The following is a 21,395-nucleotide window of genomic DNA, read 5'->3' on the forward strand; positions in this document are numbered from 1 at the left end:
TTCGCCCATTACAACGCCAATAAGGCTCGCAATGACCACACAATCTTCATTGACCCGGCCCCGGGTCACCATCAGCGAAGTGGCGAAAGCCGCCGGTGTGTCCAAAGCCACCGTGTCGCGCTACATCGGCGGCGACCGCCAGTTGCTGGCCGAAGCCACTGCCCAACGCCTGGAAGCCGTGATCCAGCAGTTGGGCTACCGCCCCAACCAGATGGCCCGTGGCCTGAAGCGCGGACAGACGCGGCTGATCGGCATGCTGGTCGCGGACATTCTCAACCCCTATTCCGTCGCGGTGATCCATGGCGTGGAAACGGCCTGCCGCCAGCACGGCTACAGCCTGGTGTTGTGCAACACCAACCGTGACGATGAGCAGGAACGTCACCACCTGCAAGCGCTGCAGTCGTACAACGTCGAAGGCCTGATCGTGAATACCCTCGGTCATCAGCCCGGCGAATTGCTCGACCTGCACCGTCGCCTGCCCATGGTGCTGGTGGATCGCCAACTGGCGGATCTGCAGGTCGACCTGGTCGGGCTGGACAACACCGATGCCGTCGAGCAGGCCCTGGACCACCTCCAGACCCAGGGCTACCGCGACATCATTGCCATTGGCGAGCCGCTGGACGGCACCAGTTCGCGTCATGAGCGTGTGCAGGCCTTTACCGCCTCCGTGCAACGACGGGCCAGCGTGCGCGGGCGGGTGCTGAGCCTCGATGCCCATTTGCCGCAGACACTCGAGCAATGTCTGGCCAACGACGATCACGGTCCCCAGGCCCTGCTCACCTTCAATGGTGTCGCTACGCTGGCTGTGACCCGCGCCCTGCAGGTTGCGGGACGGGGGCTGGGCGATGACTTGGGCCTGATCGCCATCGACGAACTGGACTGGTGCTCGCTGGTCGGTCCCGGCATCACTGCCTTGGCCCAGCCCACCGAACGCATCGGCGCTGCCGCGTTCGAGTGCCTGCTCGAACGCCTGCGCGGCAGTGAAGCCCAGCCTCGGCGTCTGGATTTCAAAGCGCAGTTGATCGTGCGCGGTTCCACACCCCTCCCCACGTAACAAGGTTGCGACGACACCGCGCAGCACACCGCTGCGACTCAAAATGAAACCGGTTTCATTCGAAGCAGACGAGGACAATAACAATGCAGCCCAATCCTGTTTCCATCAGCCTCTCCAGCTACGGCGCCGACCAGGTCCGCGAGCGTGGCCAGGTCGCTTTTCTCGACGTGCTGGCCAATGCCGGGGTCGACCGCGTCGAACTGCGCGAAGAGTTGTTCACCGAGCCGCCTGATACCGCCCGGCTCAAGGCAGCGATCACCAGCCGCGGTCTGGAATGCCTGTATTCAGCGCCCCTGGAGCTGTGGACGCGGCAAGGCCGGCCGGACCCGCAGTTGCCACAGGCACTGGCCACAGCCCGGGCGCTGGGCGCGGTCGCGCTGAAGGTATCGCTCGGTCATTTCCGCGCCGAATGCGACCTGGCCGACCTCGGGCCCTGGCTCAAGCCCGGCGATCCGCTGTTGCTGGTCGAGAACGACCAGACCGCGTACGGCGGTCGGCTCGAGGCGCTGCTGAGCTTCTTCCAACGCGCACAACAGGCCGCACTGCCGGTGGGCATGACATTCGACATCGGCAACTGGCACTGGCAAGGCGAATCGCCTGCACACGCGGCGCGTCATCTGGGGGGCTGGGTGCGCTACGTGCACTGCAAGGCGGTGGCGCGCAACCCCGATGGCCGCTTGGTCGCCGTACCGCCGGAGCCGAGCGAGCTGGCGAACTGGCAGCGCTTGTTCGCCTGTTTCCCGCCAGGGGTGCCCCGGGCCGTGGAGTATCCCTTGGTCGGTGCCGACCTCACCGCCGTGACCCATCTGCACGCCTGCGCACTGGCCCGGCTCGGCACTCACCCGGAGGTGAGCCATGCCTGAGCATGACGTGCTGTGTTTCGGCGAAACCATGGCCATGTTCGTGGCCCAGCAACCGGGCGACCTTGACCAGGTGGAGACCTTCAGCCGGCGTATCGCCGGCGCCGACAGCAATGTCGCGATCGGTCTGGCACGGCTAGGTCTGCGGGTGCGCTGGCTGAGCCGCGTGGGCGACGATGCGCTGGGCCGCTTCGTCCTCGCCAGCCTGCGCCGCGAGGGCCTGGATTGCAGCCAGGTGGCGGTCGATCCGCGTCATCCCACCGGTTTTCAGCTCAAGGCCCGTTGTGATGACGGCAGCGACCCGGCGGTCGAGTACTTCCGCGCGGGTTCGGCGGCGAGCAGGTTATCGGTCGACGATCTGGACGTCGCCTCGACGCAGGCGCGCCATCTGCACGCCACCGGCATCGTTCCTGCCCTGTCCGCCCCATGTCGGCAGCTGTCACATCGCTTGATCGAGTGCATGCGGGCGGCGGGCGCGAGCATTTCCTTCGATCCCAACCTGCGCCCGTCCCTGTGGCCGGACCGCCAGACCATGGTGCGCGAGATCAACGCCCTGGCGATCAAAGCGCATTGGGTGCTGCCGGGCCTGGAGGAAGGTCGCGTACTGACCGGCTGGAGCACGCCAGCCGACATTGCCGCGTTCTACCTCGACCAGGGTGTCCAGCGCGTCGCGATCAAGCTCGGTGCCGCCGGGGCCTATTACCGCGACGCCGCCAGCCAGGGCCTGGTCGCCCCGGTGCCGGTAGCCAAGGTGATCGATACCGTCGGTGCCGGCGATGCCTTCGCCGTCGGCGTGATCAGTGCCCTGCTGGACGGCCTGCCATTGGCACTGGCGGTGGCCCGTGGCAACTGGTGTGGCAGCCGCGCCGTACAAAGCCTGGGCGACATGGAGGGCCTGCCGCGGCGCGAAGAACTGGCCGCCTACGAGTTGCGCGCCAGCGCCTGATGAACATCGCCGGTGCGCCGGCCCTGCTGAGACAACAACAATTCGCTCAGGAGTTTTTTCATGCACTCGAACAGTCTCGCGCCTCGGCGCTGGTGGTACCTGATTCCCATCGTCTTCATCACTTACAGCCTGGCCTACCTGGACCGCGCCAACTACGGCTTCGCCGCCGCCTCGGGCATGGCCGACGACCTGCACATCACCCCGGCCCTGTCCTCGCTGCTGGGAGCGCTGTTCTTCCTGGGCTACTTCTTCTTCCAGGTGCCCGGTGCGCTCTACGCCCAGAAAGGCAGCGTCAAGAAGCTGATCTTCGTCAGCCTGATCCTCTGGGGCGGCCTGGCGACCCTGACCGGGATGGTCAGCAACGTCTACCTGCTGATCGCCATCCGCTTCCTGCTCGGCGTGGTAGAGGCCGTGGTGATGCCAGCGATGCTGGTGTACCTGTGCCACTGGTTCACGCGCGCCGAGCGCTCACGGGCCAATACCTTCCTGATGCTCGGCAATCCGGTGACCATCCTCTGGATGTCGGTGGTATCCGGTTACCTGATCAAGCACCTGGACTGGCGCTGGATGTTCATCATCGAAGGCTTGCCGGCGGTGATCTGGGCATTCATCTGGTGGCGCCTGGTGGATGACCGGCCGGCGCAGGCGAGCTGGCTGAGCGAGGCGGATAAAGCCCGACTGGCGCAGGCGTTGGCCGATGAACAGCAGGGGCTGAAACCGGTGAAGAACTACCGTGAGGCCTTCCGTTCGCCGCAGGTGATGATCCTGTCGCTGCAGTATTTCTGCTGGAGCATCGGGGTGTACGGCTTCGTGCTGTGGCTGCCGTCGATCCTCAAGCAGGCCGCCCAGGTGGACATCGTCGAAGCCGGCTGGCTCGCTTCGGTGCCCTACCTGGCGGCCGTGCTGGCGATGGTCGGCGTGTCCTGGACCTCGGATCGCCTGCAAGTGCGCAAGCGCTTCGTCTGGCCGCCGCTGCTGATCGCAGCGGTGGCGTTCTACGGCTCCTATGCGCTGGGCAGTGAACACTTCTGGCTGTCGTACACGCTGCTGGTCGTCGCAGGCGCGTGCATGTATGCGCCCTATGGGCCGTTTTTCGCCATCGTGCCGGAGATCCTGCCAAGCAACGTCGCCGGTGGCGCCATGGCCCTGATCAACAGCATGGGCGCGCTGGGCTCGTTCGGTGGCTCGTGGTTGGTGGGCTACCTCAACGGCATCACCGGCGGACCCGGCAGTTCGTACTTGTTCATGGCGGCAGCGCTACTGCTCGCCGTAGCGCTGACCGCCTTTCTCAAACCCCCGCACCGCGCCGACTGCAACGATCAAGGTCCAGCGCAACTGGCGGCCAGTCATTAGGAGCTGACATGAACAAACGTGTCGTTGTGTACAAGACGCTGTCCCAGCCGCTGCTCGAGCGTCTACAGCAGCAGGTGGACGTCACTCAAGTGGACCTCAACGCCTCCGACGGGCTGGCACGTCTGCGCGATGCCCTGCCCGACGCCCACGGCCTGCTCGGTGCCAGCCTGCCGTTGGGCAGCGCGCTGCTGGACCTCGCGCCGAATCTGCAAGTGGTATCGAGCATCTCGGTGGGCGTGGACAACTACGATGTCGCGGACCTGACTCGACGCCGGGTAATGCTCACCCACACCCCGGACGTGCTCACCGAAACCACCGCCGACACGGGTTTCGCGCTGATTCTCGCCAGTGCGCGGCGGGTGGTGGAGCTGGCCAACTGGGTGCGCGATGGCCACTGGCACAAGAGCCTGGGACCTGCGCATTTTGGCACCGATGTGCAAGGCAAGACCCTCGGCATCATCGGCATGGGCCGCATCGGCGACGCCCTGGCGCGACGCGCCGCTGCCGGCTTCGGCATGCGCGTGCTGTACCACAGCAACCAACGCAAGCCCGACGCCGAGGCCCGCCACGGCGCGCGCTTTCGCAGCCTCGAGGCCTTGCTGGGCGAAGCGGATTTCGTCTGCCTGACCGTGCCGTTGAGCGCCAGCACCGAAGGCCTCATCGGCGCCCGGGAACTGGCGCTGATGAAGCCGGAGGCGATCCTGGTGAACATCGCCCGCGGTCGCGTGGTCGATGAAGCGGCGCTGATCGAGGCCCTGCGCAGCGGACGCCTGCGCGGCGCGGGACTGGATGTCTTCGAGCAGGAACCGCTGCCGGCCGACTCGCCGCTGCTGCAGTTGGCCAACGTGGTGGCGACTCCGCACATCGGCTCGGCGACCCACGAGACTCGTGAAGCCATGGCCCGCTGCGCGGTGGAGAATCTGCTGGAGGGATTGGCCGGAGAGCGGCCGAGGCATTGGGTAAACCCGTTCTGAGGGTCCAGAAATGCAAAACCCCAGCACATCGTCGATGTGCTGGGGTTGCATGAAAGTGGCGGTGAAGAAGGGATTTGAACCCTTGATACGATTTCTCGTATACACACTTTCCAGGCGTGCTCCTTCGACCACTCGGACACTTCACCGGATCTCTTCAAGCCATTCAGCCTGTCGAGGCGCGCTAATTTAGTAGAAGCGCTTTTCTTTGGCAAGCATTTTTTTCAGAATTTTCATGCGCTTAAGGCTTTCGTCCGGCAAGCGCTCGGGGCCAGGGCAATACGGCCAATCTGACCCGTGCTTTTTTCACTGCCTTTCAATCGGACCCGACGACACGCGGCCTGCGCCGCGTCGGCTGACCAGGCAGTCAGCCAAGGCGCTTTACCTGGCCGGCAGCGCTGGGTAACGTCGTGGCCACGCCACCCAAAGGACTCTGTCATGAGCGAGCTGATTACCTACCATGCCGAAGACGGCATCGCCACCTTGACGCTGAACAATGGCAAGGTCAATGCGATCTCGCCGGACCTGATCACGGCCTTCAATGCGGCCCTGGACCGCGCTGCCGAGGAGCGCGCGGTGGTGATCGTCACCGGCCAACCCGGCATTCTCTCGGGTGGATACGACCTGAAGGTCATGACGGCGGGTCCCAAGGAGGCCATCGGTCTGGTCACCGCTGGCTCCACCCTGTCCCGCCGCCTGCTCTCGCACCCCTTCCCGGTGATCGTCGCCTGCCCCGGCAATGCCGTGGCCAAAGGCGCGTTCCTGCTGCTCTCGGCCGACTACCGGATTGGCGTCGAAGGCCCGTTCAAGATTTGCCTGAACGAAGTGCAGATCGGCATGACCATGCATCACGCTGGCATCGAGCTGGCGCGCGACCGCCTGACCCGCTCGAGCTTCCAGCGCTCGGTGAACAACGCCGAAGTGTTCGATCCGCACGCCGCCGTGGTCGCCGGCTTCCTCGACAAGGTGGTGCCGGCCGAACAGCTCCAGCAGGCAGCGCTCGCGGCAGCACACGAACTGAAGAAGCTCAATATGCTGGCCCACAAGAACACCAAGCTGAAGGTGCGCAAGGCGTTGCTGGCGAAATTGGACGAGGCGATCCAAGCCGACCAGCATCACATGGGCTGACACGCCTGGGCCCAGGCTCACCGGTGGTCAGCGCTGCCGGTGTTTGCCCCAGCCAGTGCACGGTCGTACACTGCACCGCGACTGTCTGGTGTGAGTCGTATCATGCTCTATCTGCTTCGCATGCTTGTGCTGGGCCTGCACTTCCTACTGGTCGGCGCCGTGGGTCTGCTCATCGGCCTGTGCCGCCCCTTCAACCCGGATAACAGCCGCCTCTTTGCCCGCCTCTACAGTGTGCCGGCCGCTTGGTTCATGCGTATCCAGGTCAAGGCCGAAGTCGGGCCCTTGTGGGATCAACCGCCCGGCTGCGTCATCGTCGCCAACCATCAATCCAACTACGACCTGTTCATCCTCGGGCAAGTGGTGCCGCGACGCACCGTGGCCATCGGCAAGAAGACCCTGGGTTGGATTCCCTTGTTCGGCCAGTTGTTCTGGCTCGGCGGCAACGTGCTGGTGGATCGAAAGAATGCCTACCAGGCGCGTAAGGCGCTGCAGACCACGACGGGTATCCTGTGCGACGGCACCTCGATCTGGATTTTCCCCGAAGGCACGCGCAACCCGTCCGAACAGCTGTTGGCGTTCAAGAAAGGCGCCTTTCACATGGCCTTGGAAGCCGGCGTGCCCATCGTGCCCGTGTGCGTCAGCCGCTACACGCAGCGCCTGAACCTGAACAGTTGGCGACGACGTACGGTGATCGTCCGCTCGCTGCCGCCAATTGCCACGCGAGGGCTCAGCCAACAGGACTTGCCCGCCCTGATGGAACAGTGCCGCACGCAGATGCAGCAGTGCATCGATCACATGGAGCAGGAACTGCCCACGCGCTGAGCGCGCTGCTTGCCGTTCGCCGCGACTCAGCCCAAGCTGTCGCAACAATCAACCGAACAAGCAGGCAGCCATGGGTCGAGTCGTTGCAGCGGCGGTGTACAGCGCCGGCAGAAAGGTCACCAACATCAGCCTCGACGAAGGCAGCGAATGGGCGAACAAACCCGGTCATTTCGTCTGGATCGGCCTGGAGGAACCCAGTGCCCAGGAACTGGCCAACCTGCAGCGCCAGTTCGGCCTGCATGAACTGGCCATCGAGGACGCACTGGAAAAGCACAGCCGCCCGAAGCTGGAGACCTTCGGCGACGCGTTGTTCATCGTCACGTATTCGCCGGTGCGCCATGAAGGTCGCCTGGAATTCATCGAGACCCACATCTTCGCCGGCAAGGGTTATGTCATCACCTGCCGCAATGGTCACTCCAAATCCTATGCCCTGGTCCGCCAGCGCTGCGAAGCGCGGCCCTTGCTGCTCGAACATGGCGAGGACTTCGTGCTGTACGCCCTGCTCGACTTCGTCACCGAGAACTACCAGCCGGTCAGCGAGGCGATCCACAGCGAGATCGAGGCACTGGAGCAGAGCGTGCTCAGTGGCTCGCTGCAGGAACAGGACATCCGCCGCCTGCACAGTCTGCGCCGTGACATCCTGCGCATGCGACGTTACGTGGCACCGATGGTGGAAATTGGCGAAGAGCTGCAGCGCCTGAGCTTTCCCTTCATCGACAAGAACATGCGCCCGTACTTTCGGGACGTACAGATTCACGTCACCCGACAGATGGAAGACCTGGTCGGCATCCGCGACATCGCCAGCCAGACCATCGAGATCGGCATGCTGCTGGAGTCCTCACGACAGAGCATCGTGCAGCGCAAGTTCGCTGCCTGGGCGGCGATTCTCGCCTTCCCTACGGCCATTGCCGGTATCTATGGGATGAACTTCCAGAACATGCCGGAGTTGGGCTGGCACTACGGTTATTTCCTGGTCCTGGGCGTGATCGCGGCCGGCTGCACCGGGCTGTTCGCCAGCTTCAAGCGCTCAGGCTGGTTGTGACCGCCCGCGAAGCGCAGCGCCCAATGCGGGCGCTGGCTTCGGTGAGCTTTTTCGTCTGAAGTCAGGCCGCGCTTTGCTTGCGGGGATGCTGGATGAAGCGCAGCATCCACTCGCCCACCAGATCACCTTGATGGTCGGTGCTCAGGCTCGCTACGGCCTGGTTGTAGACTTCATCGCCCAAGCGATCCTGACGGGCATCGAGCAATGCACGCGAGTAGTCGTGGACGAATTCCGGATGGCCCTGGAAGCACAGGACCTGGTCACCCACGTGGTAAGCGGCATTGGGGCAGAAATCGCTTGAGGCGATCAGCGTTGCGCCTTCGGGCAGTTGCGTCACCTGGTCCTGGTGGCTGATCAACAGGGTGAGTTCACTGACCTGCGGATCCATCCACGGCGCATGGGCGGCCAGACGGTAGCGGTGGATGCCCAGCCCCCAGCCGCGATCGGCACGCTCGGCCTTCCCTCCGAGCACCAGCGCCAGCAGCTGATGGCCGAAACAGACGCCCAGTAACTTTTCACCGCGCTCGTAGAGTTTCAGCAGGTAGGCCTTGAGCGTTTGAATCCAGGCATCGGAACCGAACGAGTCGGCCTTGCTGCCGGTCACAAGATAGGCGTCGAAGGTTTCGCCTTCCGGAGGGTATTCACCGTTCATCACGTTGTAGACGCAGAATTGCGCTGCGATCGGCTGACGCGAGAACAGCTGCTCGAACATCCTTCCATAGCCCTGGTACTGCGCCGTCAACTCCGGTCGCAGGACATCGGTTTCAAGGATGCAGATGCGTAACGACATAGGGATAGTCCTGAACGACAAGGGTAGAAATCAACGCTAGAGACTGCCGCGAAAGCCACGTACAAGCAAGAGGTGTGCACTGACGAACGGTAGGGAAGCAACGTTCTCTCGAGGGCTCACTTGAAGGCGTCTAGTCCAAGCATGACAGCGATCTGGCCAATGGCCTCATAATGTCAGGGAATGCAGACGTCTTACGTTAGAACAAAGGGTTCTGAAACACGGGTGACAATCGCCCTACTTTTGGGTGTAGACACGTGTATCAGGGCAGCAACAGGCAAGCAGAAATGGCGTTGTGCACGCCATCGTGATCGACCCGACGCGCGACAAGGAAGCCAAGGGTTATTCAGGAATAACAACAAGAAGGCGGTCCGCCATGTTCAGACACTCGAAAGTACGCCAAGCGGGACTCATACTTTTCGCCACCACCTTGCTGCTGATCCTTCCCAACCTGACGCGTCTGTTCGGTTGATGCAAGGCTGGCGCCATCAGGCCGGGCAACGGTAACCTGCCAACCCTCATGGGTTGGAGAAACGTCGTGCGCCACTGTCTGGGCTTGTTCCTTTTGCTGATCAGCGCGCCGTTGGCGGCCGCGCAACTGACACTGGACCTGGGGCATGGTCAGCGTGAGTGGCAGACCGAGCAATTGTTGAAGCACCCGCAAGCTCGAGCGATCGACATTCCAGAGGATGTGGCCTACAAGCGAGCGATGCACTACCGTGCCGTACCCTTGGCAAGCCTGCTCGAGGGCGTCGACAAAGACGATCATCTGCAGGCCGTAGCGCTGGATGGATTCGCCGCGGAAATGCCGGCTGGCCCTTTACTGCAATCCGGCCCGGCGCGGGCCTGGGTGGCAGTGGAAGACCCGCATCAACCATGGCCCGGCCTGAAACCAGGCAAGTCCAGTGCAGGTCCCTTCTATCTGGTGTGGACTGATCCAGCTGCCAGCGCCATTCGCCCTGAACAATGGCCCTATCAGATAGCCAGCATCCGTCGGCTGGCGCCCGTCTCCGAGCGCTTCCCTGCCCTGCTGCCTGCGGCTGAACTGTCGGCCGAAGACCCTGTGCGGCAGGGTTTTGCGCTGTTTCAGCAAAACTGCCTGGTCTGCCACCGCCTCAACGGCGCAGGCGACGCGCAGTTCGGACCGGACCTCAATGTGCCGCACAACCCCACTGAATATTTCCAGCCCGGCTATCTGCGCCAGTACTTGCGTGACCCACAGAGCCTCAGGCACTGGCCGCAGGCGCGCATGCCTGGATTCCCGGAGACGGTATGGAGTGATCAGGAACTGGACGCGCTGATCGGCTATCTGGCGCATATGGCCGGACGTCGACGCTGAGCGATGAGGGGGCCGATCCATGGCCCCGCCGGTTCAGGCTACACAGCGTTCCTGCCGAACGCCCCAGCCCTCGACTTCGCCGCCCAAGGGCGAAATCACCGCCTCGAAGGCTTGCTCGAACGCCCCGATACCACGATGGGTGGCGAACATTACTTTGCTCAGTTCCAGGTGCCAGGCTCCATCGTCACGCTCATGCACCTGGGCATTGATCGACTCCCCGCGAAACTGTCCGGCAGCCTGACGCGCACCGTCCTCGTCCGGGAAGGTGGCATAGAACTCGATGGGATGGATCTGGGTGAAGTCGAACCCGCCCGCCTTCATCTGGCGGAGTACGCTGCTGCTGATGTCATCGTTCTGGCTGCTCATGAATCGTCCTCCTGAAAAACCAAGGGATAGACTTTCCGTGCATTGACGCGCCCGCGCGGGCGCGCAGGTTAGGTGACTGGCAGTTCGAGCTGATGCAGCGGTGGAGGTGATAGGCACCGACTCGAAGTGAACCGGCGCCTGTGTGCAGAGTAGTACGTCGTGCGGTGCCCAGCCAGGGCGTTGTGATCAGGACGCTTCGAGAATCGTGTGAATGGTCACCCCATGCTGTTCCTTGAGCAGCTCGAGCGTTGGGGTGGGATTACGGTCCTCGAAATCATTGAGGTCGAGCCGCTTCGTCACAGGGAACCATTTTGAAAGAATCTCGTGCGCCGCAGCCTCGAAGCTAGGCTCGCGCTCGCTGGCAAAACGCAAACTCTGCTTCACACCTTTCTGGTCGAGAAAGATGACTTCCCATTCTTTCATTGATAGATCCTCGCTCGAAGCACAACGTGGGTGACGTCTGTTAATAGCTGACCATGGGGCTAGGGCGTTGTTCAGAAAGGCTGGCGCTGTGGCATGAAGATTTTTTCAGGATCCACTACGCCCCCTATGAGCCTGGGTGGCATATGAAAAGCCCGCCGATAGACGGCGGGCTCGATCATACCGCTGGCAATTACTGCGGCTTGCCGTGAACCACGCCAGCCGTGTTGTCCAGCAGGCTCTTGGTGGCCGTCTGGATGAAGGCTTCGAGCTTCTGGAGCATCTCCGGCTGGTCCGGGCTTTCGATCAGCTCGGCCTTGAATTCGCGACCCAGTTGGTAGCGATACATGCGCGGGGACATGTCCTTGGACTCGATGAGCAAGCGATCGCCCTGCACCAGACCGACCACCTGCTCGCTGCCCGAAGGCTTGATCATGCCTACACCCTGGTCGCCAGCAGGCAAGTTCAGCAAATCACGCCCCCAGCACTGGTGGCGGGTTTCGCCACCCAGGCGACCCATGATCGTCGGCACGATGTCGACCTGGGTGCCGACCGTGTGGCTGACCGCACCGAACTTCTCCTGGATACCCGGCGCGATCAACAGCAACGGCACGTTGAAACGACCCAGGTCGAACTCGGTGATCTGCTGGTTGTTGCCGAAACCGTGGTCGCCGACGATCACGAACAGAGTGTCCTTGAAGTACGGCTCCTTGCGCGCCTTCTCGAAGAACTGGCCAAGTGCCCAGTCGGAGTAGCGCATGGCAGTCAGGTGCTCGTCCAGACGTCCCTGGCCAGTGACCTTTTCCACCGGCAGGTCTGCCGGCAAGGCATACGGAGTGTGGTTGGAAAGCGTCTGTAGCAGGGCGTAGAAAGGCTTCTTGCCGTAATTGTGCGACAACTCCTGATTGGCGCGATCGAACATGTCCTGGTCGGACACACCCCACGTCGGGTCGGAGAACACCGGGTTGACGAAGTCGTTGCGGCCGATGAAGGTGGTCATGCCCTGGTTGCCGAAGAAACCGGACTGGTTGTCCCAGGCGAAATCGCCGTTGTAGACGTAGACATCGTCATAGTCGCGGGCACTGAGCAGCGCCGGCAGACCGGACAGCTTGTGCCCGCCCTCAGGCGTCTGCATCAGGTACTCGAAGCCCGGCAGGTTGGGGAAGCACGCCATCGTGGCGAACATGCCTTGATGGGTGTGGGTGCCATTGGAGAAGAAGCGGTCGAACAACAACCCCTCCTTGGCCAGCTTGTCGAAATACGGTGTGATGTTGTTCGGACTGCCCAGCGCGCCGACGGAGTGGCCGGCGAAGCTCTCCATCAGGATCACGACCACGTTCTTGATCGGCAAGGTGTTCTCGGCCGGCGGCCGGAAGTCGCGGCGCACGGCCGCCTGGTCGGCATCGACCAGCGTGTCGTTGGGCGTCAGCAGCATGTTGCGCACGGTCTGCTGGGCCACCTGGGTGTCCAGGACCGGCTTCCAGATATTGGCGCGGTCCTCCCCGTAACGGCTCTTCGCCGCATCGATCAATGTCAGGGTGCCATTGAGGCCCAACTGGTTGACGAAGTTCGAGTCGGTGGTGAACGCATCGCCCCAGCGCATCGGCGGGCCTTGACGCAGCGTGCCGCGTGCCGCGACCACCGCCACCAGCAGCAGTACCATGAACACGGCCAGACGCCCGTACCAGGGTGCCACGCGACGCGCTCCGGCCACCTGCGCCGTGCTGCCGCTGCCCCGGGTGAGGCGGTCGATACCTTTGAACAGCAAGCTCAGCAGCCAGGTGCCGAACAGCCAGGCCAACAGGTAGCGCACCACCGGGAAGCCGTACCAGAGCATGCTCATGACGGTCTTGGGGTCTTCCTGGATGTACTGGAAGACCAGACCGTTCAGGCGCTGGTGGAACTCACGGTAGAAGTCCAGCTCCATCAGGCCGAGGAACATCACCACACTGGAACTGACCGTCAGCCAGAAACGGAACAGCCCGCGGCGTGCCATGGCCCATGGGCTGAGGGTCGCCAGCAGCAGCGGAATGCTCAGGTACACCACGACCCGCAGGTCGAAGCGCAGGCCGTTGACGAAGCCTTCGGCGACCGTAGCCGCCGGGGTATCGCCGATCAGGTCGCTGTTGTAGATCAGCAGCGCCAGGCGCACCAGGCTGAGCATCAGCATGATCAGCAGACCGCTGAGCAAGGTGTAGGCAAGGTGTGATTTGACGGTCGGTGCGAACGGTGCCGACGTGGCCCGTGGCTTCAAGGCATCCGAATTGGCCATGAATGGGAGGATCCTAGGGTTTCAGGGAGTGGGAGAAGGCACTGGCGCGCCTTTTTCAGGCCCGTGCCGGTCGATTGCCGGCAGGGACGCATACAGTAAACGTGCGGCGCGGAGTTTGGTGAATCCCGTGTGAAAATTTTGTCACGACGAACGGTCACAGCCGCACGTCACCGCGCGGTCCGGCAATCGCCCAGATGATCAGTCCCAAGACCGGCAACAACACAATCAGCAGAATCCACAGGATCTTGATCCCGACCTCGCTCGAGCTTTTCAGCACGTTGATGATCGCCCAGATATCCAGGGCCAGAATGATGAGGCCAACGAGGCCATTGAAGGTTGAACCCATGTGGCAACTCCCAGTGTGACGTCGATAGGGCTGAGCATAGTCGGCTATTACCCCCATAGAAGGGAATCCTTGGCCCGCGCCACGGGTCACTGGATAGACTGCCGCCATTCATCGTCGCAGAGGTCTGCATGCCCCCAGTTCACACCCACGGCTCCTCACCCTCCTCGTTTCTGGATGCCTGGCGCCAGCAGGCGCTGAACACGCCCTGGCTGAGCGCCGGACTGGGGCTGAGCCTGTTGGCGATCATCCTGCTGCTGCTGGCCAGCTTGTGGAATGCGGTCAATGGCGATCACTCGCAGAACCTGCACCTGGCGGCACTGGGCGGTCTATCGGGCTTTGCCGCGACGGCGCTGGGCGCGATCCTGGCCGTGGTGCTGCGCGACGTCAGCGCCCGCAGCCAGGACGTGATGCTGGGCTTTGCCGCCGGCATGATGCTCGCCGCCAGTTCGTTTTCCCTGATTCTGCCCGGGCTGGATGCGGCTCGGGCGATCACCGGCAACGGCCCGGCCGCTGCCGCTGTGGTGGTGCTGGGCATGGGCCTGGGGGTCCTGCTGATGCTCGGCCTGGACCGCTTCACCCCCCATGAGCACGAAAGCACTGGTCCTTGCGGCCCGGACGCCGAGCGGGTGAGCCGGGTATGGCTGTTCGTACTGGCGATCACGCTGCACAACTTGCCCGAAGGCATGGCCATCGGTGTGAGCTTCACCAATGGCGACATGAGCATCGGCTTGCCATTGACCAGCGCCATCGCCATTCAGGACATCCCGGAGGGTCTGGCGGTGGCCATGGCACTGCGCGCCACGGGGCTGTCGAATTTCAAGGCGGCGCTTGTGGCCATCGGCTCGGGGCTCATGGAGCCGCTGGGCGCGGTGATTGGCCTGGGCATCTCCACCGGCTTTGCCCTCGCCTACCCCATCAGCATGGGCCTGGCGGCTGGCGCGATGATCTTCGTGGTGTCCCATGAAGTCATCCCCGAAACCCATCGCAACGGTCACCAAACCTCAGCAACCCTGGGTCTGATGGGCGGTTTCGCAGTGATGATGTTTCTCGACACGGCCCTGGGCTGACGCGTCGGCACGTCCTCTTACCCGCTCAAGGCACTGACTCGCGCCTCAGACGTGAACAGCGACCTTGAGCGCCTCCAGCGCTGGCGCCACCTTGATACCCAGTGCCTGACCCAACTCCAGCACCCGCGGCAGGTCATGTTGACCGACCATCACCATCTGCAATTCGTCATCGAGCAGTTGGCTGAAGTCGAGCAGCACATAGCCGCCCGCCTCCTTGTTCAGCGCACTCAACTGAACCTGAATGCGGTTGAGCGCTGTCAGCGGTTCGGTGCGCGCCAACTGCTTGGGCTTGAGGGTCAATGGCACGCTCTTGTCGAAGGAGTCACTGATGGCCTGAAACAGCCCTTGGTAGGTATCGGCTTGAAACACCACGGTATCCGGGAGACTGCCGAGCACCACCCATTCGCCGAGCGGGATCGGGAAGCTGTCGTCGTAATTGATGTCGGGATTGGCTGCAAGAAAAGCCGCCGGATCGGCGTAGGCCTGGGCGGCTTCGTCAGCGATTCGCTCGATGTCAGCCTCCGGGATGCAGCCGGCGCCGATGAGGCTGATGAATTCGAGCAACTGGGTTTTCATGGAGGGCCTGCTTGGCGAAGGGCAAAAAGGCGCCAAGGATACCCGCCGCGCCCTCAGCCGGCCAGGGCCTGGAGCCGAGCGGCAGCGTCGCTGGCGCCCATGGTTTGCGCGGCCACCAAGGCCGTGGCGCCCCGCGCGTCCCGATGAGCCGGATCGGCACCCTGGGCGAGCAGGTAGTCGAGAATCTCGCTGCGGTTGAACATGGCCGCCAGCATCAGCGCGGTGCGGCCATCCTGGGCGGCGGCATCGACTGGCACGCCATGCTCGACCAACAGGCGAATCATCGGCAGGTCGCCTTTGAAGGCCGCCCCGGCGATAGGCAACTGACCATTGTCATTGGCGATCAGGGGATCTGCACCGTGGTTCAACAGCACCTGCACCGTGGCGTGGTGGCCGTGATAGCTGGCCAGCATCAGCAAGGTGTCACCCTTGTGGTTGCGCAAGTTGGCAGGCAATCCACCTTCGAGCAGCCGCTCGATCATCACCGCATCGCCTTGGCGGGCGCGCTCGAATACCTCTGCAGCGAACGCAGCGGTTTCATCTTCAGTCATGGTGACGGGCTGTGAATCGGACATCTGCAACCTCCTGGCAAAAAATGATGGCCTGATTCTGCTTCAGGCCTCAGGCGCAGGACAAAGGTTCAGATTCTATCGACGTCAAATACAGCGGCTATGACCTTGCAAAATGCACTGTGCAAATTGCACGACCATGCACAATGCATGGAAGGCTTTATGGAAATCAGTAATAAGTAATTGATTTTAAAGGAAAATAATAAAGTCCGATTCCTGGCACGGTGACTGCAACCATTACTCCACGATTGCCAACGCTTACACATCAGGAGTTGCTAATGGACCTTATCCAGGAAAAATTCGTTTCGGTCTTTTCCGCTTACCAGGTCGACACCAAGTCCCGCCCGGACGGTGGCATCCTGCTGACGCTGCGCGCTGCTGACGGTACCGTGACCCGCCGCGTGCTCTCTTACGCACAACTGCACAGCGCCGAGCAACTGTCCTGGGCCATCAGCGCCATCCGCCGCGATCTGGCCGAGCAGGCAAGCGAATTGCCCGTCATTTCCATGCTGCAAAGCCAACAACGCTTCGCCCTGCCAACCTACCGTTGAGCGTGGCCACCGGGTTCGCGAGGCACTCCTGCTCCCACGAAGGGACTGCGCTGGAGCAGGAGTACCCCGCGATCGTTGCGTGGAGCGTTAGAGCTCAGCCATCCCAGGAAGTTCGCGGCACACGTTATCCCCTGTGAATTTCGCGGGCTGACCGTTCCCGGTGAGGCGCAGCGCCAGGCAGAACGGCCTGTCCCCCAGGTCGATCCAGCGCCGTATTTCGGCTGGCACGTGCAGAATATCGCCCCTCTCGCACAATACTGCGAACACCTCATCGCCTATCCGCAGGCTGACCTGAGCACGCCCCGCCATCACGGCAAATACCTCAAGCGCGTTGTGAACGTGCTCCTCGCGCCAGCCGCCAGCGTCCGGCAATTCTTCCTCACAATCGAGCAACGTCCATGATGTGGCGCCATGCTCAGCCATTAGCCCATCGATCCACTCACCCGCCTCGTCGCTAACCTGTTGCTGGGCATTACCTGGCCGGATAGACCACGGAAGACTCTGGTGGGCGAACCGCACGCCATGTTCGGCCAACGTTGCAACGATGTCGTCGTGGTGGGTCAGCACCTTGTACGGCAGCTGTGGGCTGCTGCACTGGAAAACGCTGAGAATGCTCATCAGGGGCTGCTCCTGCTCGGTGGACAATGGCGGGCAATGATAATGGCTGCGGCCAGCGCCGCGAGGCTGGCCATACCAAAGGTGAATGACGGGCCCAGGCCGCTCCAGGCATAACCGGAGAACAGTGCACCCAACGCGCCGCCGGTTCCGGAAAGCGCAGCGTACAACGCCTGCCCTTGCCCCTGTTGCCGCGCCCCGAAGCTGGACTGGACGAAGGCGATGGCCGCGGCATGAAAGCAACCAAAGGTCGCCGCGTGCAGCAATTGCGCGAAAATCAGCACGGCCGGCACTTCGGCCAGGCTGCCCAATAGCAGCCAGCGCAGTGTGGCAAGCAGGAAGCTCACCAGCAGCACAGCGCGTATGCTCGAGCGCGCGAACACCCGGCTCATCGACAGGAACATCAGCACCTCGGCCACCACCCCCAGCGCCCACAGCAGGCCGATGGCGCCACGGCTGTAGCCCAAGTGCTCCAGATGCAGGGTGAGGAACGTGTAGTAAGGCCCATGACTGAATTGCATCAGTGCCACGCACCCATAGAACGCCAACACGCCCGGAGCCCGCAGTTGCGCCAGAAAGCCTTCGCCAGCAGGTCTCACTGCATGCTCCGCCGGCTGCGCATTGGGTACCCAAAGGCTGGCGACGAGGATGCCGGCCATGATGCCCACCACCGCCAGCGGATAGATGTCCAGGCTCAACCACTCGAACAATCGTCCCAGGCCCACGACAGCGAGAATGAAGCCGATCGAACCCCACAGCCTGACCTGGCTGTAGCGCGAGGTCTGGCCATGCAGGTGAGCCAGGGTGATCACCTCGAACTGCGGCAACACGGCATGCCAGAAAAACGCATGCAAGGCCATGACCAGCGCCAGCCAGGCGTAGCTCTTGGCGAAGAAGATCAGCGAAAACGCACCCAGCGTGCACAGTGCGCCCAGGCGCACGATCAACAGCCGGCGACCGCTGCGATCACCCAGCCACCCCCACAAGTTCGGGGCCACGCAGCGCATGAGCATGGGAATGGCCACTAGCTCGCCGATGCGTGCCGGAGCAAACCCCAGATGATCGAAGTACAGGGCCAGGAACGGCGCAGTGGCGCCCAACAGGGCGAAGTAGCTGAGGTAAAAGCTGGACAGGCGCCAGTAGGGAATGGAAGACATGGGTGGACCTGGGAATAACCTGCGCCGACTCCGTCACACCGGGGTGCGACAGAGCCGCAGCAGGTGGATCAGCGCAGACCGAGTACCGGCGTGGTCACCTTCACATCGGCGTTCTGCGCGCGGTGGCGCAGCAGGTGATCCATCAAGGCGATCGCCATCATGGCCTCGGCGATGGGCGTGGCCCGAATGCCCACGCAGGGATCATGACGGCCCTTGGTCACCACCTCCACCGCATTGCCATCGACATCGATGGAGCGTCCGGGAATGGTGATGCTGGAGGTCGGCTTGAGCGCCAGATGGGCCACGATCGGCTGACCCGAAGAAATGCCGCCAAGAATGCCGCCCGCGTTGTTGCTGAGGAAGCCCTCGGGCGTCATCTCGTCGCGGTGCTCGCTGCCCCGCTGGGCAATGCTGGCGAAACCGGCGCCGATCTCGACGCCTTTCACCGCATTGATGCTCATCAGGGCGTGGGCCAACTCGGCATCCAGACGGTCGAATATCGGCTCGCCAAGGCCAGGCATCACCCCTTCGGCGACCACGGTGATCTTGGCACCGACCGAGTCCTGGTCGCGGCGCAATTGATCCATGTAGGCCTCCAGTTCCGGCACCTTGTCCGGGTCCGGGCAAAAGAACGCGTTCTGCTCGACACTGTCCCAGGTCTTGAACGGAATCGCGATCGGACCCAACTGGCTCATGTAGCCGCGCACGCGAATACCCTGGGTCGCCAGGAATTTCTTGGCGATGGCACCGGCCGCCACGCGCATGGCGGTTTCGCGCGCCGAGCTGCGGCCACCGCCGCGGTAGTCGCGCTCACCGTACTTGTGGTGATAGGTGTAGTCGGCGTGGGCCGGGCGGAACAGATCCTTGATCGCCGAGTAGTCCTTGGACTTCTGATCAGTGTTGCGGATCAGCAGACCAATCGAGCAACCGGTGGTGCGCCCCTCGAATACCCCGGAAAGAATCTCGACTTCGTCGGCCTCCTGACGCTGGGTGGTGTGGCGGCTGGTGCCGGGCTTGCGCCGATCCAGGTCACGTTGCAGGTCGGCCAGGGTGATGTCCAGACCGGGCGGGCAGCCGTCGACGATGGCGACCAGCGCGGGACCATGGCTCTCGCCTGCGGTGGTGACGGTGAACAGCTTGCCGTAGGTATTGCCGGACATGGACGCTCCGCGAAATCAGCCTGAACTTGAGAAGGTCGCCAGTATACGGAAAGCCGCGCCCCTGCGACAAAAAACCCGAGAACCTTCGCTTGGCCCCCCGGTCAAATCGAGCATCTCCCCACGCAGTATTCGCCGATGCGCTTCGTCGCCCTGTTCCTGCTGTTCTGCACCGGCCTGGCCCAGGCCAGCCCCGCCACCGTCATCAAACGCCCCATCGACCTGGACACCGGCACTGGCGTGCTGCATGGCAGCCTGCTGCTGCCCCAGCAGGACACGCCCGTACCGGTGGCCTTGATCATTTCCGGATCCGGTCCCACCGACCGCGACGGCAACAACCCCGCCTCGGGACGCATCGACAACCTCAAGCGCTTGGCGCAACTGCTCGCCAGCCAAGGCATCGCCAGCGTGCGCTACGACAAGCGCGGCGTCGCGACCAGCCGCCCTGCCGCGCCGGACGAGCGCGACCTGAGCGTGGAGGGCTATGTCGCCGACGTGGTGGCCTGGGCACATCTACTGCAGTCCGACCCGCGCTTCGGGCCGCTGATTCTGATTGGCCATAGCGAAGGCGCGCTGATCGCCAGCCTCGCCGCGCCACAAGCCGATGCCCGCGCCGTGATCACCCTGGCCGGCAGCGGACGCCCCATCGCCGACGTGTTGCGCGAGCAACTCGCCCAGCGCCTGTCACCGGCGCAACTGGCCCGCGGCAATCGCCTGCTCGATCGCCTGCAGGCCGGGCAGACCAGCCTGGACGTGCCGGCGCCTTTGCGCGAAGTGTTCCGCCCGACGGTGCAACCCTACTTGATCTCGTTGTTCCGCCAGGATCCCGCCCAAGCGTTCGCTCAGGTGCAGGTGCCGGCGCTGATCGTGCAGGGGCGTAACGACGTGCAGGTCGAGGTCGAAGACGCCGAACGCCTCAAGGCGGCGAAACCCGATGCGCAACTGGTATTGATCGACGGCATGAACCACATGCTGCGCATCAGTCCCAAGGCCATGAGCGCGCAGCGCGACAGCTACAGCAACCCTGACCTGCCCCTGGCCCGCGAGCTGGGCGAACGCATCGTCGCGTTCATCAAGCAATTGCAGTCGGCCTGATCGACACCCTCCTCAGGTCTTGCCCCGCCCTGCCGATAACGCAGGGCAACAGGCGGTGAAACCGGGCCAGGCGCTTGGCTGTCACCGACCCACGCAATCGAGGATGGCCTGATGACCGATACTCCCGCCACCGAGGCGACCGAACAACAACCGCCCGAAAGCCCCCCACTGCCCTGGGCGGACCTGACCGCCGAGCACTTCCAGTTGCTGCGCCTGGCGCCGCTGCCCACCGACCGCAGCACCGGCGCGCGACCGCTGCGCTTCGTCCAACTGGGCTATGCCGAACGGCATGACAAGGCCAACAGCCTGTTGCGCCTGGAAATTCTGCTGCCCGCACAGAAGGTGCGCAAGGAACAGAATCGACTGGACGTGCGCGTCGACCATGAGCAGCACCTGGTGCGCATCGGCGATCCGGCCGGCCTGCAACTTGAGCCGCTCAATCGTGGCCTGGGCCGGTACTTGCTGACCCAGGCCGTGCAGTGGCTGCAACGCAAGTGGTCGCACTATCGCGTCGAAGGCATGGCATTGCCGAACAAGGATGCCCTCAACGAGGACACCCGCTTGCGTCGCGACCATGTGTTGCGCAGCGTTGGCATCGAGGTGGAATACGCCGATGGCCAGACGCTCAAGGCGCGTACCGTGGAAACGTCCGTGGGCCAGCTCAAGGGCGGCTGGAGCAACGACAAGCTGCAGCGCGTCGACATGCTCGAGGCTGCGACGCTGCTGCAACAGGCCGATCAGAAACTGCATGAGAAAGACGTGCAACTGCGCGAGCGTGACGAGCGTGTGGCCAAGTATCGCCGCGAGGACAGCGGGCTGCGCTTCACCATTACCTGCCTGGTGGCTTTTGCAGTCTTTCAGGCAGGCCTGCTGATCTGGATCGCCACACGCTGAATGTGCCT

Annotated in this window: 23 protein-coding genes and 1 tRNA gene; 13 read left to right on the forward strand and 11 right to left on the reverse strand. The window is 63.2% G+C overall.

Annotation, left to right across the window (positions count from 1 at the left end; translation table 11 throughout):
* The first annotated feature begins 31 nt into the window (after positions 1 to 31).
* The 5 genes from Q6A47_RS04795 to Q6A47_RS04815 all read left to right on the forward strand — a co-directional run bounded on the left by Q6A47_RS04795 (position 32) and on the right by Q6A47_RS04815 (position 5,187).
* Positions 32 to 1,054 (forward strand): LacI family DNA-binding transcriptional regulator, encoded by a 1,023-nt coding sequence (locus tag Q6A47_RS04795; protein WP_304483300.1) that lies wholly within the window; start codon positions 32 to 34, stop codon positions 1,052 to 1,054.
* A gap of 83 nt (positions 1,055 to 1,137) precedes the next feature.
* Complete coding sequence (locus Q6A47_RS04800) at positions 1,138 to 1,917, forward strand: sugar phosphate isomerase/epimerase family protein (protein WP_304483301.1); 780 nt, start codon at positions 1,138 to 1,140, stop codon at positions 1,915 to 1,917.
* Positions 1,910 to 2,860 carry a sugar kinase gene (locus Q6A47_RS04805; RefSeq protein WP_304483302.1) on the forward strand — a complete coding sequence of 317 codons (951 nt, stop codon included), beginning with the start codon at positions 1,910 to 1,912 and terminating at the stop codon, positions 2,858 to 2,860. The genes Q6A47_RS04800 and Q6A47_RS04805 overlap by 8 nt, the downstream gene beginning before the upstream one ends.
* Positions 2,861 to 2,920: 60 nt before the next feature.
* A complete protein-coding gene (locus tag Q6A47_RS04810) occupies positions 2,921 to 4,213 on the forward strand; it encodes an MFS transporter (RefSeq protein ID WP_304483303.1) in 1,293 nt (430 codons plus the stop codon).
* A gap of 8 nt (positions 4,214 to 4,221) precedes the next feature.
* Positions 4,222 to 5,187 (forward strand): 2-hydroxyacid dehydrogenase, encoded by a 966-nt coding sequence (locus Q6A47_RS04815; RefSeq protein ID WP_304483304.1) that lies wholly within the window; start codon positions 4,222 to 4,224, stop codon positions 5,185 to 5,187.
* 56 nt (positions 5,188 to 5,243) lie between these two features.
* Here the strand turns inward: Q6A47_RS04815 and Q6A47_RS04820 are convergent.
* Positions 5,244 to 5,333, reverse strand: a tRNA-Ser gene (locus tag Q6A47_RS04820).
* Positions 5,334 to 5,622: 289 nt separating this feature from the next.
* Between Q6A47_RS04820 and Q6A47_RS04825 the strand changes: the two genes are divergently transcribed.
* From Q6A47_RS04825 to Q6A47_RS04835, 3 genes are all read left to right on the forward strand, one after another.
* Positions 5,623 to 6,312, forward strand: coding sequence for a crotonase/enoyl-CoA hydratase family protein (locus Q6A47_RS04825; RefSeq protein WP_304483305.1), 690 nt, complete (start codon positions 5,623 to 5,625; stop codon positions 6,310 to 6,312).
* A gap of 102 nt (positions 6,313 to 6,414) precedes the next feature.
* Positions 6,415 to 7,134, forward strand: coding sequence for a lysophospholipid acyltransferase family protein (locus Q6A47_RS04830; protein WP_304483306.1), 720 nt, complete (start codon positions 6,415 to 6,417; stop codon positions 7,132 to 7,134).
* A 70-nt stretch (positions 7,135 to 7,204) separates the two neighbouring features.
* A complete protein-coding gene (locus Q6A47_RS04835; protein WP_039579153.1) occupies positions 7,205 to 8,176 on the forward strand; it encodes a magnesium and cobalt transport protein CorA in 972 nt (323 codons plus the stop codon).
* A gap of 61 nt (positions 8,177 to 8,237) precedes the next feature.
* Here Q6A47_RS04835 and Q6A47_RS04840 read toward each other — a convergent pair whose 3' ends face one another.
* Positions 8,238 to 8,966 carry an amidotransferase gene (locus Q6A47_RS04840; RefSeq protein ID WP_029613758.1) on the reverse strand — a complete coding sequence of 243 codons (729 nt, stop codon included), beginning with the start codon at positions 8,964 to 8,966 and terminating at the stop codon, positions 8,238 to 8,240.
* Between the two features lie 535 nt (positions 8,967 to 9,501).
* Between Q6A47_RS04840 and Q6A47_RS04845 the strand changes: the two genes are divergently transcribed.
* Positions 9,502 to 10,302: a cytochrome c gene (locus tag Q6A47_RS04845; protein ID WP_304483307.1), complete on the forward strand. Its 801-nt coding sequence runs from the start codon at positions 9,502 to 9,504 to the stop codon at positions 10,300 to 10,302.
* A 33-nt stretch (positions 10,303 to 10,335) separates the two neighbouring features.
* Here Q6A47_RS04845 and Q6A47_RS04850 read toward each other — a convergent pair whose 3' ends face one another.
* From Q6A47_RS04850 to Q6A47_RS04865, 4 genes are all read right to left on the reverse strand, one after another.
* Entirely contained in the window at positions 10,336 to 10,668 is a 333-nt protein-coding gene (locus Q6A47_RS04850; protein ID WP_029613756.1) for a ribonuclease E inhibitor RraB, read from the reverse strand.
* A 186-nt stretch (positions 10,669 to 10,854) separates the two neighbouring features.
* Entirely contained in the window at positions 10,855 to 11,091 is a 237-nt protein-coding gene (locus Q6A47_RS04855) for a hypothetical protein (RefSeq protein WP_029613755.1), read from the reverse strand.
* Positions 11,092 to 11,281: 190 nt separating this feature from the next.
* A complete protein-coding gene (locus tag Q6A47_RS04860; RefSeq protein WP_039579161.1) occupies positions 11,282 to 13,360 on the reverse strand; it encodes an LTA synthase family protein in 2,079 nt (692 codons plus the stop codon).
* A 154-nt stretch (positions 13,361 to 13,514) separates the two neighbouring features.
* A complete protein-coding gene (locus Q6A47_RS04865) occupies positions 13,515 to 13,706 on the reverse strand; it encodes a PLDc N-terminal domain-containing protein (protein WP_029613753.1) in 192 nt (63 codons plus the stop codon).
* A gap of 128 nt (positions 13,707 to 13,834) precedes the next feature.
* Between Q6A47_RS04865 and Q6A47_RS04870 the strand changes: the two genes are divergently transcribed.
* Positions 13,835 to 14,773 carry a ZIP family metal transporter gene (locus Q6A47_RS04870; RefSeq protein ID WP_039579168.1) on the forward strand — a complete coding sequence of 313 codons (939 nt, stop codon included), beginning with the start codon at positions 13,835 to 13,837 and terminating at the stop codon, positions 14,771 to 14,773.
* A 45-nt stretch (positions 14,774 to 14,818) separates the two neighbouring features.
* Here the strand turns inward: Q6A47_RS04870 and Q6A47_RS04875 are convergent, their stop codons facing one another.
* Positions 14,819 to 15,349, reverse strand: coding sequence for a hypothetical protein (locus Q6A47_RS04875; RefSeq protein WP_304483309.1), 531 nt, complete (start codon positions 15,347 to 15,349; stop codon positions 14,819 to 14,821).
* 53 nt (positions 15,350 to 15,402) lie between these two features.
* The gene (locus Q6A47_RS04880; RefSeq protein WP_029613750.1) at positions 15,403 to 15,924 is read right to left on the reverse strand and encodes an ankyrin repeat domain-containing protein; all 522 of its coding nucleotides are present in this window, start codon (positions 15,922 to 15,924) and stop codon (positions 15,403 to 15,405) included.
* A gap of 272 nt (positions 15,925 to 16,196) precedes the next feature.
* Between Q6A47_RS04880 and Q6A47_RS04885 the strand changes: the two genes are divergently transcribed.
* Complete coding sequence (locus Q6A47_RS04885) at positions 16,197 to 16,469, forward strand: DUF3509 domain-containing protein (protein ID WP_029613749.1); 273 nt, start codon at positions 16,197 to 16,199, stop codon at positions 16,467 to 16,469.
* An 87-nt stretch (positions 16,470 to 16,556) separates the two neighbouring features.
* Here Q6A47_RS04885 and Q6A47_RS04890 read toward each other — a convergent pair whose 3' ends face one another.
* The 3 genes from Q6A47_RS04890 to aroC form a co-directional block, all read right to left on the reverse strand.
* On the reverse strand, positions 16,557 to 17,087 hold the full coding sequence (locus Q6A47_RS04890; RefSeq protein ID WP_304483312.1) for a cupin domain-containing protein: 531 nt from the start codon (positions 17,085 to 17,087) through the stop codon (positions 16,557 to 16,559).
* Entirely contained in the window at positions 17,087 to 18,241 is a 1,155-nt protein-coding gene (locus Q6A47_RS04895) for an MFS transporter (protein ID WP_304483313.1), read from the reverse strand. The genes Q6A47_RS04890 and Q6A47_RS04895 overlap by 1 nt, the downstream gene beginning before the upstream one ends.
* Before the next feature lie 68 nt (positions 18,242 to 18,309).
* The gene (aroC, locus tag Q6A47_RS04900; RefSeq protein ID WP_029613746.1) at positions 18,310 to 19,401 is read right to left on the reverse strand and encodes a chorismate synthase; all 1,092 of its coding nucleotides are present in this window, start codon (positions 19,399 to 19,401) and stop codon (positions 18,310 to 18,312) included.
* Positions 19,402 to 19,536: 135 nt separating this feature from the next.
* Between aroC and Q6A47_RS04905 the strand changes: the two genes are divergently transcribed.
* Positions 19,537 to 20,493, forward strand: a complete 957-nt coding sequence (locus Q6A47_RS04905; RefSeq protein WP_304483316.1) for an alpha/beta hydrolase — start codon at positions 19,537 to 19,539, stop codon at positions 20,491 to 20,493.
* A 111-nt stretch (positions 20,494 to 20,604) separates the two neighbouring features.
* Positions 20,605 to 21,387 carry a hypothetical protein gene (locus tag Q6A47_RS04910; RefSeq protein WP_039579187.1) on the forward strand — a complete coding sequence of 261 codons (783 nt, stop codon included), beginning with the start codon at positions 20,605 to 20,607 and terminating at the stop codon, positions 21,385 to 21,387.
* Positions 21,388 to 21,395: the final 8 nt, after the last annotated feature.

Origin of the sequence: Pseudomonas boreofloridensis (genome assembly GCF_030580795.1) — a bacterium.
In the GTDB taxonomy this organism is placed as follows: Bacteria; Pseudomonadota; Gammaproteobacteria; order Pseudomonadales; family Pseudomonadaceae; genus Aquipseudomonas; species Aquipseudomonas boreofloridensis.

Excerpts from the sequence above, each read along its gene's own strand:
- Q6A47_RS04795 (WP_304483300.1), top strand. The coding sequence starts at position 32 with ATGACCACACAATCTTCATTGACCCGGCCCCGGGTCACCATCAGCGAA.
- Q6A47_RS04800 (WP_304483301.1), top strand. The coding sequence starts at position 1,138 with ATGCAGCCCAATCCTGTTTCCATCAGCCTCTCCAGCTACGGCGCCGAC.
- Q6A47_RS04805 (WP_304483302.1), top strand. The coding sequence starts at position 1,910 with ATGCCTGAGCATGACGTGCTGTGTTTCGGCGAAACCATGGCCATGTTC.
- Q6A47_RS04810 (WP_304483303.1), top strand. The coding sequence starts at position 2,921 with ATGCACTCGAACAGTCTCGCGCCTCGGCGCTGGTGGTACCTGATTCCC.
- Q6A47_RS04815 (WP_304483304.1), top strand. The coding sequence starts at position 4,222 with ATGAACAAACGTGTCGTTGTGTACAAGACGCTGTCCCAGCCGCTGCTC.
- Q6A47_RS04825 (WP_304483305.1), top strand. The coding sequence starts at position 5,623 with ATGAGCGAGCTGATTACCTACCATGCCGAAGACGGCATCGCCACCTTG.
- Q6A47_RS04830 (WP_304483306.1), top strand. The coding sequence starts at position 6,415 with ATGCTCTATCTGCTTCGCATGCTTGTGCTGGGCCTGCACTTCCTACTG.
- Q6A47_RS04835 (WP_039579153.1), top strand. The coding sequence starts at position 7,205 with ATGGGTCGAGTCGTTGCAGCGGCGGTGTACAGCGCCGGCAGAAAGGTC.
- Q6A47_RS04840 (WP_029613758.1), bottom strand. The coding sequence starts at position 8,966 with ATGTCGTTACGCATCTGCATCCTTGAAACCGATGTCCTGCGACCGGAG.
- Q6A47_RS04850 (WP_029613756.1), bottom strand. The coding sequence starts at position 10,668 with ATGAGCAGCCAGAACGATGACATCAGCAGCAGCGTACTCCGCCAGATG.
- Q6A47_RS04855 (WP_029613755.1), bottom strand. The coding sequence starts at position 11,091 with ATGAAAGAATGGGAAGTCATCTTTCTCGACCAGAAAGGTGTGAAGCAG.
- Q6A47_RS04860 (WP_039579161.1), bottom strand. The coding sequence starts at position 13,360 with ATGGCCAATTCGGATGCCTTGAAGCCACGGGCCACGTCGGCACCGTTC.
- Q6A47_RS04865 (WP_029613753.1), bottom strand. The coding sequence starts at position 13,706 with ATGGGTTCAACCTTCAATGGCCTCGTTGGCCTCATCATTCTGGCCCTG.
- Q6A47_RS04870 (WP_039579168.1), top strand. The coding sequence starts at position 13,835 with ATGCCCCCAGTTCACACCCACGGCTCCTCACCCTCCTCGTTTCTGGAT.
- Q6A47_RS04875 (WP_304483309.1), bottom strand. The coding sequence starts at position 15,349 with ATGAAAACCCAGTTGCTCGAATTCATCAGCCTCATCGGCGCCGGCTGC.
- Q6A47_RS04880 (WP_029613750.1), bottom strand. The coding sequence starts at position 15,924 with ATGTCCGATTCACAGCCCGTCACCATGACTGAAGATGAAACCGCTGCG.
- Q6A47_RS04885 (WP_029613749.1), top strand. The coding sequence starts at position 16,197 with ATGGACCTTATCCAGGAAAAATTCGTTTCGGTCTTTTCCGCTTACCAG.
- Q6A47_RS04890 (WP_304483312.1), bottom strand. The coding sequence starts at position 17,087 with ATGAGCATTCTCAGCGTTTTCCAGTGCAGCAGCCCACAGCTGCCGTAC.
- Q6A47_RS04895 (WP_304483313.1), bottom strand. The coding sequence starts at position 18,241 with ATGTCTTCCATTCCCTACTGGCGCCTGTCCAGCTTTTACCTCAGCTAC.
- aroC (WP_029613746.1), bottom strand. The coding sequence starts at position 19,401 with ATGTCCGGCAATACCTACGGCAAGCTGTTCACCGTCACCACCGCAGGC.
- Q6A47_RS04905 (WP_304483316.1), top strand. The coding sequence starts at position 19,537 with ATGCGCTTCGTCGCCCTGTTCCTGCTGTTCTGCACCGGCCTGGCCCAG.
- Q6A47_RS04910 (WP_039579187.1), top strand. The coding sequence starts at position 20,605 with ATGACCGATACTCCCGCCACCGAGGCGACCGAACAACAACCGCCCGAA.